The organism is Ferruginibacter sp. (assembly GCF_031430955.1).
GTDB lineage: Bacteria > Bacteroidota > Bacteroidia > Chitinophagales > Chitinophagaceae > Ferruginibacter.
Genome location: NZ_JANPCM010000519.1, coordinates 1 through 12175, shown reverse-complemented (window position 1 = coordinate 12175; position 12175 = coordinate 1). Strand labels below are relative to the sequence as shown.

The following is a 12175-nucleotide window of genomic DNA, read 5'->3' as shown; positions in this document are numbered from 1 at the left end:
GAGAATTATTTCTTATAGATAATGTAAATGAAGTTTGTGAGGCACCGGTTAAATAAGTAAAACCTTTTTTTGTCCACAGGCCATTGTAAGGTAAATCACCGGTGGTATAATAATCAATACCATTTAATTGAAAAGTTAAGTTAGGCTTTACACCCGGCGGATAAGGGCCGTTAAATAATGCATTTAAAGCACCACGGCCATTACTGTCGCAGGAACATTTAGAACAAATATTTCTGAACCAGGCACTAAAATCGTAATAGGTAGAAGGGCATAAATTATTTACTGTTTGTTGTATAGCGGGGCTGATGGCATAACTGGCATTTACCACTGCCATGTATCCACCATTGGCACCGACGGCTGTTGCAGGATTACCAAGTGTGGGACTGGCGGCACCGGTATGATCCCCAATAATATCCCACACCGAAAATACTCTTGAATTATCAGGATAAGGAACTGCATTGTTAACAGCACCTGCGGCACTGCTGTTATTGCATATTCCATAAAATCCGTCATTAGGTTGATTGGCAGAAAAATTTACAAAAGTGTAACCCGGTACAATTGCTGATGCACTTCTGTTTCTTACAGTACCGGTACCAAAAGTTCCGTTGTTTTCAATAAGTGCATTGCCGCCAACAAAATTAGGGCACACACCAATATTTTGAAAAACCATAAGGTTGTTGGGAGCAAAAACTGCAGTTACCGCAGTGGCAGATTGTGTGTAACGAAAAGACCCACCCGGCATAGTTAGTAAACTGTTATATGCAACAGTATTATTTATTTTTACCCTGTACGATGCTACCATTATACATACACTACCATAAAAAGAAGGTTTGTCGTTATAGGCAATAGTGCCCCCGCCTGTTGTTGCATTACCGGTATTTGTTGCAATTCCTGCTGTTCTGCCCAAATTAATCCTTAGTGTTCTGTTTACATTGTTAAACATGGCAGCGTCATCGCTTGCAATATCAGTATAAGCCCTGAAGGTTAAACCTTCGTTGGTTATAATTTTAAGTGTGTTGGGTAAATAAGTAAAGTTGGCATTAATGGTATCGTTATATCTAACTTGTGTTATAGACAATGCTGCAAAATTATCTACAGCAATGGCAGCACGTATCTCAAGTGTGTCACCGGGTTCAAATGTGCCCCCTGTTAAATTTTTAGAAACATTGATATAACTTTTTCCAGTTTTTACCTGTGCATTCAAGCGTTGATTAATAATCAGGCCTGATAAAAAAATAACAGCAAAATAAATTTGTAGTAGATGTCTTTTCATAGTATTTCAGTTTTGGTGCTGAAAATGGGATTCGGATATTTATAATATTCATCATTGTTGGCATTACTTGATGTAATTTATTATTCCCGCAAAAAGGAATAATACTATTTGCCTTATGGGAAGTACGAGGGTAGAATCTGTACCAGGATTATTTATTAAAACAGTAAAATAATACCTGGGTTTTTAATGGTTAATTACAGCACTTATTACTTTGACAACGCAATAAATTTGCTGTTAGTATGAAAAAGAATCACTTCTTTTAAAATTGTTTATAAATACCTGAAATTCAGTTTTTTTACTTAAAAATTTCATGAATTTTACTTGTATTTTTTTAATGGATATAGTACAATTTATTTGGTCTGTGGTACTTTTACAAGTAATTTAAGCAGGGTGTTATTTCGTTTTTTACGCTGTTTTACCTGCATGTATATAGATGGATACTAACGGCTAATATTTTTTCGTTTTTAAATCAGGTGCTTTAAAATCTTTTTAAAAAGGGTTCGGTTTTTGTGTTATACTATTTCAGTTTTACTAGACCAATAAAAATCCAACTATGAAAAAAAAATTAATACTCATGAGTAAAATATGCTGCATATTTTATTTTTTTATTTGTGCCCATCATATATCTGCCCAAACATCATTTACAAAACGAACGGTTGCATCCGGATTTAATTCGGCATGGGAGGTTGTATATGGCCCCAACGATTCGTTGTGGGTTACAGAAAATAAAGCATACACTATAAGCAGGGTAAGTATTGCCACTGGACAGAAAACAGCGTTAATAGATTTAAGAGCAACTGACCCATCAATAAATTTTACATCAGGCAGCGGCACACAACCACAGGGAGGCTTGATGGGGTTAGCCATACATCCTAATTTGTATTCAACAGACGAGGCGGTTAGAAATGCGGCGCCATGGGTTTATGCTGCATATGTATATAACAGAGGCGCTTGCCCCGGCACAAATACCAGTTGTATTTTTACAACAAAAATTGTAAGGTTCGAATATGATGGTAACACTTTATCTAACCCCGTAACTATTTTAAATAACATACCGGGCAGCAGCGATCATAATTCGGGCAGGTTAGTAATTGGCCCTGTTATTGAAACGGGAGCTGATGCTGACCATACACAATACAGGCTATACTACACCGTAGGTGATATGGGTGCAGGACAGTTTTTAAATACTACCCGGCCGGAAAATGCACAGGATGTAAATATTATGGAAGGAAAAGTATTAAGAATAAATACCCGAATTGACAATGATGGCGGAGCAGATAACTGGGTGCCAAATGATAACCCGTTTTATAATTCATCAGCTATTACACCGCAGGATTATGTTTTTTCTTCAGGCCATCGTAATCCGCAGGGCCTTGCATGGGGTAATGTAAATGGCACAAACTTTTTGTACAGCAGCGAACAGATGGACAGGACCGATGATGAAATAAATATTATTGAATCCGGAAAAAATTATGGATGGGATAAAGTGTCGGGCTATTGCGATGACAACGTAAACGGTTACCGCATTGGCCAAAATAACAGTGCGGATGAAGATGCATTTTGTACAGCTAATGTTGGGGTCCACAAAGAACCCATCTTTACTTTATTTACAGCAACTGCTGCGGAGATGCCTGCTTTAATGACTGAATCAAACAATAACCTTTGGCCAACAGTTGCCTGTTCAAGTATTGATTTTTATGGACAGAATATTATTCCAGGATGGTCGGCTTCTTTATTAATTACACCGCTCAAAAAAAATATGATTTACAGGGTTAAATTAAATGCTGCAGGTAATGGTATCACCGGAGATACGGTATCTTATTTTAGGGGCGATGGTAACAGGATAAGAAGAATTACCACCAGCCCCGACGGTTTTAAATTTTATGTTGCCCGTGATGTTGGGGCTATTTCAAATGGGGGAAGTATTATGGAGTATGCGTATACCGGGCCACTATTGGCAATAAATGAAAATGGAGAAAAACTAATTGTAGTAAAAAATCTGGTAAAGATTTATCCAAACCCGGTTTCAAATATTTTAAATGTACAGGCTAAAAAAGAAATGCGTAAACCTTTACTTGCACAGTTATATGATATGAATGGAAAGCTGGTGAATGCAACAACATCTTATAAAAATAATTTTTCAATAGATATTTCTTCTTTACCAAAAGGTATTTATACTTTTAAATTGTATAATGCTTTTGATGTAGAGATGCAGATTGAAAAGATAATTAAATTTTAAACTGATTAATTCAATAAAAATAAAATGCCGCAATTTTTGTTACGGCATTTTTATTAAATTTTTCCCACCATCTTTTCCGGTATTACCCATTCGTCAAATTCTTTTGGTGTTACATAGCCTAACTTAACCGCCATTTCTTTTAAAGTACTATTTTCTTTATGTGCTTTCTGTGCAATTTCTGCAGCTTTGTAATAACCAATTTTTGTATTGAGTGCAGTAACCAGCATTAGCGAATTGTCTAAATGTTTTTTAATGTTTGCTTTTAGTGGTTCAATCCCTACTGCACATTTATCATTAAAACTTACACAGCCATCACCAATTAATCTTGCACTGTGTAAAAAATTATAGATCATCACCGGTTTAAAAACATTTAATTCAAAGTGGCCGTTGCTGCCGCCAATACCAATAGTAACATCATTGCCCATTACCTGTGCAGCAATCATGGTTAATGCTTCGCATTGCGTGGGGTTTACTTTACCGGGCATTATTGATGAGCCAGGTTCATTATCAGGAATATAAATTTCGCCAATACCACTTCTTGGTCCGCTCGATAACATGCGGACATCATTGGCAATTTTCATTAAACTAACGGCAACAGTTTTTAAAGCACCATGTGCTTCTACAATGGCATCGTGTGCAGCCAGTGCCTCAAATTTATTTTCTGCAGTTTTAAAAGGAAGTTTGGTGAGTTTTGCAATATGCTTTGCAACATTTACATCATAATTTGGCGGCGTATTAATTCCTGTACCAACAGCAGTGCCTCCCAATGCAAGTTCACTTAAATGGGGCAATGTATTCTTTATGGCTCTTAGTCCATGATCTAACTGCGATACATAGCCACTAAACTCCTGGCCTAATGTTAGTGGTGTAGCATCCATAAAATGTGTACGGCCGATCTTTACAACTTTTTTAAAGGCCTTAGCTTTTTTATCAAGTGTATCTCTAAGTTTTTTTATTCCTGGTATTGTAGTTTCAATTAAAATTTTATAAGCAGCTATATGCATAGCTGTTGGAAAAGTATCGTTGCTGCTCTGGCTTTTATTTACATCATCATTAGGATGTAAATATTTTTCTTTATCAGATAATTTACCGCCGTTAATTACATGGCCACGATAAGCCACCACTTCATTTACGTTCATATTGCTTTGGGTACCGCTGCCCGTTTGCCAAACTACAAGGGGAAAATAATCATTTAGTTTCCCTTCTAAAATTTCTTTACAAACCCTGCCAATTAAAGCGGCTTTCTTTTTGGCTAATACTCCAGCGTCGGCGTTAGTTAAAGCAGCTGCATGTTTTAAGTAAGCAAAAGCGGCAATAATTTCTTTGGGCATTTTATTAATGTCCTGTGCAATTTTAAAATTATCGATACTGCGTTGTGTTTGTGCACCGTAATACGCATCAACAGGCACTTTTACTTCCCCCATTGTATCTTTTTCTATTCTGTATTCCATATAAACAATTGATTGATATAAAATTATTCATACAAAGATAAATGATATACCTGAGTGAGTAAAAACACCAAGTAAGATGTACCGAAAAAGATATTAACATTTGAACATTTACTATTTTTTAATAGTTATAATAATACTACATTTAATGCTGCTTTATTTACTAAAACAAACAAACTATTATGAGAAAAGCTTTATTACTAACATTAATGTTAGGGTTGATTAGTTCTTTGGCGTTTTCACAAACAGACAAATTTTGGTCTGCAAACAATGAAAGCCGCAGCACCATTACAACAGATAAGGCTGTTGCAAGACTAACTTATCCTAAAGCCTTTAAATTATTTAATTTAAATACCGAACTGCTAAAACAAGAATTGTTTTCAATCGTAGGCAGCAGGCCTTCAAAATTTTCTTCAGTTATTTCGCTTCCTAATGCTGAGGGAAAATACGAACAGTTCGAAATATTTGAAGCTTCAAATTTTGAGCCTGATTTGCAGGCACAATTTCCACACATCAGGGCTTATTCAGGTAAAGGGATCACTGATAAATATGCTACTTTAAAATTGAGTATTTCTCCGCAGGGGATTCAAACGATGGTTTTTAGAACGGATAAAGCAAACGAATTCATTGAACCTTATTCAAAAGATCATACGGTTTATGCTGTATTCAGTTCTCACAGAGAAAAAGGAAAATTACCATGGACCTGCACCACAGAAGAAAAACAAATGGATGCTGATATTAAGTCAAAAATTCGGGAACCATTTTTATCAGGCAGTTCTACAGGGCAGTTAAAAACTATGCGTTTAGCACAGTCTTGCAACGGAGAGTATGCAAACTTTTTTGGTGCAACAGGTGCTGCACAGGTAGGGTTGGTTTTAGCAGCATATAATGCAACGCTTACACGTTGTAACGGATGCTATGAAAAAGATCTGGCATTACACCTTAATCTTATTGCAAACACAACCGCAGTTATTTATTATAATCCCTCAACAGATCCTTACTCAACAACTTTAAGCCAGTGGAACGCACAATTGCAATCTACGTTAACATCAGTTATTGGAGAAGCCAATTATGATATTGGCCACATGTTTGGTGCATCTGGTGGAGGCGGTAATGCAGGTTGTATCGGTTGCGTTTGTGTAAATGGTTCTAAAGGAAGCGGTATCACTTCGCCTGCAGATGGTATTCCACAGGGAGATAATTTTGATATAGATTATGTAGCGCATGAAGTAGGCCATCAGTTGGGTGGCAATCACACTTTCTCTATGTCGCTTGAAGGCACAGGTGTAAATAAAGAAGTGGGTTCCGGTATTACTATTATGGGGTATGCAGGTATTACTGCTCAAGACGTAGCACCTCACTCTATTGATATATTTCATGAAGCAACCATTGCACAAATTCAAGCCAATTTAGCTGCTAAAACTTGCCCCGTATCTGTAGCAATGACGGCTAATAATGCCCCGGTTGTTGCAGCAGTTAGTAATTATACTATTCCCATCAGTACACCATTTGCTTTAACAGGTGCTGCAACAGATGCAGAAAATGATCCGTTAACTTATTGCTGGGAGCAAAATGATAATTCAACTGTTTCAGGTGCAAGCAGTGTGGCATCGCCAACTAAAGCAGCAGGCCCAAACTGGTTATCATTTCCTGCTACAGTTACCGGCACAAGAACATTTCCAAAATTATCAACCATACTCTCAGGTTTAAATGTAACGCCACCATTACCCGGCGGCGATGCAGGTGCAAATATTGAAGCTTTAAGTTCAGTTTCCAGAACTTTAAATTTCAGGGTAACCGTAAGAGATAATAACCCTTATGTTGCAGGTTCAACAATTGGCCAAACTGCATTTACAGATGCTGTAGTTACTGTTACCAATACATCAGGCCCGTTTGCAGTTACTGCACCCAATACAGCGGTAACATGGTCTGCAGGAAGTGCAGCGACCGTTACATGGAGCGTAAATGGCACAACCGCAGCACCAGTAAGTTGCGCTTCTGTAAATATTTTATTATCAACAGATGGAGGTAATACATTTTCAACAGTACTTGCTGCTGCAACTGCCAATGATGGTTCAGAAGTTATTACTGTTCCTTCAACACCGGGAACAACCTGCCGTGTAAAAGTAGAAGCTGTGGGTAATATTTTCTTTGATATTTCTAACACAACCTTTACTATTGGCGCACCTGCAGCTTGCGGAGATGCAACGGGCTTAACAGCAACTTCAATTACACAAACAAGTGCAACGGTTAGCTGGACCGCTGTTAGCGGCGCAATAAGTTATGATGTGGATTATAAAACAAATGCTTCATCAACATGGATAAATGCTGCTACAGCTACAACTGCAACATCAGTTAATTTATCTGCATTAACAGCGGGTACTTTATACGACTGGAGAGTTAGATCAACTTGTACCGGTGGTTCCGGCAATTATGTTCAGTCGCAATTTACAACAGCAACGCCTCCGGTTACATGCCCTGGTATTTATGATGTAAGTACTAATGGAACAACTGGTGGAGCTGCATTAATTCCATTAAACACTGATGTAAAAGGATTGATAAATGTATCGGGAGATAATGATTATTATAAATTTACTATTACTACCGGTGGCACTATCACTATTACATTAAGTACATTACCTGCTAATTACCAGTTGGCATTGTTAAACAGCAGTGGTACTACATTGCAGACATCATCAAGCGGAGGTACTACAAGCGAAACCATTAACGCTACCGTGGCTGCAGGTACTTATTATGCAAGGGTTTATCCAAGAAATAATAATGCTTTTAATGCAACAAACTGTTATACATTAAGGGTACAAACAGGTACAGCTGCAAGAAATGCTGGTGCTGAAATAGTACAATTCTCCAATAACAAATTCTCTGTATTCCCCAACCCGGTTGGATACACAGCAGGGCTTTCATTTACTTCTGCAGTAAATGGTAAAGTAAATGTTATTGTAACCAATCAATTGGGAAGTGTAGTATTAAGAAAAACAATGGCGGTAAATGAAAGAGACAATATCCGGAATTTAGATGTAAGCTTATTGGCAAGTGGAATGTATTTTATTAAGATACAAAATGGTGCCAACATACAAATGGCGAGACTTGTTATTAGTAAATAAAACGAATATTTAAAATTGAAAAGGGGTTGCAATTATTGCAACCCCTTTTTTTGTAATTTAGAGAATGAAAAAAAATGCATTATTTCTTCTTTTATTTATTGCAACAATATCTTCGGCACAAAATAATTTACCCAAACCAACCAAGGCACAATTGGCATGGCATGGCATGGAGTTTTATTTGTTCATGCATTTTGGCCCCAATACATTTACCGATTTGGAATGGGGGCATGGAAATGAAAAGGAAGAAATTTTTAATCCTGCAAAATTAGATTGCAACCAGTGGTGCCGTGTGGCAAAAGCTGCAGGGGCAAAAGGAATTATTATAACAGCAAAGCACCACGATGGTTTTTGTTTGTGGCCCAGTAAATTCAGTAAACATACGGTTAGAGAAAGTAAATGGAAAGATGGTAATGGTGATGTGCTGAAAGAATTATCTGCAGCCTGTAAAAAATATGGATTAAAATTCGGTGTGTATATTTCTCCATGGGACAGAAATCATCCTGATTATGGATCCGAAATATACAACGATGTTTTTGTAAACATGATGACAGAAATCTTTACTAATTACGGCCCCATTTGGGAACTGTGGTGGGATGGTGCCAATGGCGAAGGCCCCAATGGAAAAAAACAAGTGTATGATTGGGCAAGATTTAAAAAAACAGTTCGCCAGCTTTCTCCCAACACCGTAATTTTTAGCGATGTTGGGCCCGATATAAGATGGTGTGGCAATGAAAATGGTATTGCCGGCACTACCAACTGGAACACTTTAAACATCGATGGTTTTGAACCGGGTTTGCATGCACCAACAACGGATACTTTAAATGCAGGAAATGTAAACGGTAAATACTGGATACCTGCAGAGTGTGATGTAAGTATAAGGCCGGGTTGGTTTTATCATAAAGCAGAAGAGGATAAAGTAAAAACACCGGAACAATTGTTTCAGTTGTATTTAAAAAGCGTAGGCCGTGGTGCCAACTTATTATTGAATGTACCACCGGATGGAAATGGGTTGATTACTAAATTTGATTCTGCGGCTTTGGTAGGGTTTAAGAAATTGAGGGATGAAAGCTTTAAAAATAATTTAGCATTAAAAGCTAAAGCATTAATTACTTCCAGTGATTCTATTAAATTTCGTGGATTGGTAAATGATAAAAATGTATCAACTTTTGCAGAAATAACCGACTGCAAAAACGAAATTATACAACTTCATTTTAAAAAATCAACAAAAATAAATTGTGTGATACTAAAAGAAAAAATTAAGGATGGACAGGCTGTTCAAAAATTTTATGTTCAAGTAAGAAATAATAAGCAATTAGAAAATTATATAAATAGTACAATTGGAAATAAAAGAATTGTCACGTTTCCTGCTTTGGAAGTTGATGATTTAATGATATATTTTCTGGAAGGGAAAGAGAGAATAAAGATTAGTGAAATAGAAGTTTATTATATTAATGATAACCTCACCGAAAAATAAATTAAATTAAGATGAAAAAAATATTTTTTTCCCCCATCATACTTTTTTCAATACATATTTATGCACAATCTTATCAACCCACATGGCAAAGTTTAGATAAACGGCCAGTGCCCACTTGGTTTATCGATGCAAAATTTGGCATCTTTATTCATTGGGGTGTTTATGCTGTGCCGGGCTGGTGTACAAAAGGTAATTATGCAGAATGGTACCAGCAGGGTTTACAGGGTAGTGATACGGCAAGACAAAAATTTCATAAAGCAAAATTTGGCGACAGAACTTATTACGATCTGGCAAACGATTTTAAAGCAGAATTATTTAACCCCGATGAATGGGCAAAAGTTTTTGAACAGAGTGGTGCAAAATATATTGTACTTACCTCTAAACATCATGATGGATTTACTTTATGGCCAAACAAAGAAGCCAATAAAACCTGGGGCTTTAAATGGAATGCCGTTGATGTGGGGCCAAAAAGAGATTTGCTGGGTGATCTTTTTAAAGCTGTGCGTAAAACTTCGGTGCATGCAGGCATGTATTATTCTTTATACGAATGGTTTAACCCATTGTGGAAATCTGATAAAAATAAATATGCTGCCGATCATGTGTGGCCGCAGATGAAAGAACTGATCAATAATTATCAGCCCGATGTTTTTTGGACCGATGGTGATTGGGATGCAAGCGATACGGTTTGGAAAAGTAAAGAATTTTTAACCTGGTTGTACAACGAAAGTATTGTAAAAGATAAAATTATAGTTAACGATCGCTGGGGAGCAGGATTACGTTTTAAACATGGAGGAATTTTTACACCCGAGTATCAACCCGATTTAGATTTTGAAGATCATGCATGGGAAGAAAGCCGTGGCATGGGTTTTAGCTATGGATATAACAGGGAGGAAGATGCATGGGATTATAATTCCACCCAATCATTAGTATTGCAACTGATAGATAAAGTAAGCCGTGGTGGAAATTTTTTATTGGATATTGGTCCTGATGAACATGGAAAAATTCCACCGATAATGCAGGAGCGTTTATTGCAAATGGGAGAGTGGCTGAAAATAAATGGCGAAGCAATTTATAATACTGTTAGATGGAAAGCACATTCGCAATGGAGTGAGGGCAACAGGGAATATAAAAACCGCAGTGGCGATATGCTGTTAAAAATTACAGTTGATCCTGACCCGGGTTATGCTGTAAAAGAAATTTTTTATACTTATAATGCGGCAACAAATTCCTTGTATGCCATCTTTCCAAAATATCCTGATAATAAAAAATTAGTATTGAAAGATATTACTCTGCCCATTGGTACAAAAATCAATTTTCTATCCACTAAGGAAAATATAAATTGGAAACAGGAGGATGGTAATACAATAATTAATTTACCTGAGTATAATCCTAATAAAATAAAAGCGCCTTATGCTTATGCTGTTAAAATAGAAAATTTTGGAATGTTTACAGCTAAGCCAAAAATTGAAACAGCATATAAAGCTGATGCTATGAAACCAATTGTAAGCTTTACAACAAAAGGTGTTGAAGCAATAAGATATACAACTGACGGCAGCGAACCCAATCAAAATTCAAACTTATATACCAAACCATTTACAATTGAAAGAACAACTGTAATTAAAGCAAAAGCTTTTTTAGCCGGAGCACTAACCAGTGAAACTAACAGCCTGCCGGTAAAAGTTTTTGAGTGGATGAAACCTGTAAAGGTTAATAATCTTAAATCTTCAATAGCCTATAATTATTATGAAGCAGATAAAGATATTAATTTGGTTAATCCGTTTAAATTAACTCCCGTAAAATCAGGAGTAGTACCAATAATTAATCTTGATAAAAAACAACGTGCCGATAAATTTGCATTTGAATTTTATGGGTTTATTAAAATTGAAAAAGACGGCATCTTTACTTTTTTTACAGAATCGGACGATGGCAGTAAATTATTTATTGATGATATTGAAATTGTAAATAATGACGGCGAACATGGTGCAGCCGAAAAAAGTGGCAGGGCAGCATTAAAAAAAGGTTTTCATAAAATAATAGTTTTATATTTTGACAGTGGCGGTGGTAATACTTTAAAAGTGTTGCTGCAAAAAGAAGGCGGAGAAAAGCAGCAATTATCCCCATCATTGCTGTTTTCTCAATAAAGTATTTTAGCTTTAAGCAGGCTATATGAAGTATGAAAAAATTGCTATCCAATAAAATTGTAATAATTGTGTTGCTGCTTATAAGTGCAGCACTAATTTATTTTTTTGCATTTCCAAAAGATACAATTGATTTTAACACACAGGTAAAGCCCATCTTTAATAAAAAATGTATTGCATGCCATGGAGGCGTAAGGCAAAAAGCAGATTTTAGTTTATTATTCAGGACTGAAGCGCTGGCAAAAACAAAATCAGGAAAACCCGCCATCATTCCCGGCAATGCTTCGGAAAGTGAATTAATAAAAAGAATTACTGCAACCGATCCCGATGAAAGAATGCCTTACAAACATGATGCACTTTCAAAAAACGAAATTGATATTTTAAAAAAATGGATTGATCAGGGGGCAGAATGGGGCGATCACTGGGCTTATGTTTCAGTTAAGCAAACTGCATTGCCCGGCGAAGTGGAACAGGGCTG

At 36.5% G+C, this 12175-nt stretch carries 7 protein-coding genes; 5 read left to right on the top strand and 2 right to left on the bottom strand.

Annotation, left to right across the window (positions count from 1 at the left end; translation table 11 throughout):
• On the bottom strand, positions 1 to 1273 hold a 1273-nt coding region (locus tag ACY65O_RS14670), incomplete at its 3' end, for a hypothetical protein (protein WP_462221607.1).
• 553 nt (positions 1274 to 1826) lie between these two features.
• Between ACY65O_RS14670 and ACY65O_RS14665 the strand changes: the two genes are divergently transcribed.
• Entirely contained in the window at positions 1827 to 3512 is a 1686-nt protein-coding gene (locus tag ACY65O_RS14665) for a PQQ-dependent sugar dehydrogenase (RefSeq protein ID WP_462221606.1), read from the top strand.
• Positions 3513 to 3565: 53 nt separating this feature from the next.
• Here ACY65O_RS14665 and fumC read toward each other — a convergent pair whose 3' ends face one another.
• Positions 3566 to 4963 carry a class II fumarate hydratase gene (fumC, locus tag ACY65O_RS14660; protein WP_462221605.1) on the bottom strand — a complete coding sequence of 466 codons (1398 nt, stop codon included), beginning with the start codon at positions 4961 to 4963 and terminating at the stop codon, positions 3566 to 3568.
• 179 nt (positions 4964 to 5142) lie between these two features.
• Between fumC and ACY65O_RS14655 the strand changes: the two genes are divergently transcribed.
• The 4 genes from ACY65O_RS14655 to ACY65O_RS14640 all read left to right on the top strand — a co-directional run.
• Positions 5143 to 8085, top strand: coding sequence for a reprolysin-like metallopeptidase (locus tag ACY65O_RS14655; protein WP_462221604.1), 2943 nt, complete (start codon positions 5143 to 5145; stop codon positions 8083 to 8085).
• Positions 8086 to 8149: 64 nt separating this feature from the next.
• Entirely contained in the window at positions 8150 to 9559 is a 1410-nt protein-coding gene (locus ACY65O_RS14650) for an alpha-L-fucosidase (protein ID WP_462221603.1), read from the top strand.
• An 11-nt stretch (positions 9560 to 9570) separates the two neighbouring features.
• Complete coding sequence (locus ACY65O_RS14645) at positions 9571 to 11700, top strand: alpha-L-fucosidase (RefSeq protein WP_462221602.1); 2130 nt, start codon at positions 9571 to 9573, stop codon at positions 11698 to 11700.
• Positions 11701 to 11732: 32 nt separating this feature from the next.
• A partial coding sequence (locus ACY65O_RS14640) for a c-type cytochrome domain-containing protein (protein WP_462221601.1) occupies positions 11733 to 12175 on the top strand: 443 nt, incomplete at its 3' end.

Excerpts from the sequence above, each read along its gene's own strand:
- ACY65O_RS14665 (WP_462221606.1), top strand. The coding sequence starts at position 1,827 with ATGAAAAAAAAATTAATACTCATGAGTAAAATATGCTGCATATTTTAT.
- fumC (WP_462221605.1), bottom strand. The coding sequence starts at position 4,963 with ATGGAATACAGAATAGAAAAAGATACAATGGGGGAAGTAAAAGTGCCT.
- ACY65O_RS14655 (WP_462221604.1), top strand. The coding sequence starts at position 5,143 with ATGAGAAAAGCTTTATTACTAACATTAATGTTAGGGTTGATTAGTTCT.
- ACY65O_RS14650 (WP_462221603.1), top strand. The coding sequence starts at position 8,150 with ATGAAAAAAAATGCATTATTTCTTCTTTTATTTATTGCAACAATATCT.
- ACY65O_RS14645 (WP_462221602.1), top strand. The coding sequence starts at position 9,571 with ATGAAAAAAATATTTTTTTCCCCCATCATACTTTTTTCAATACATATT.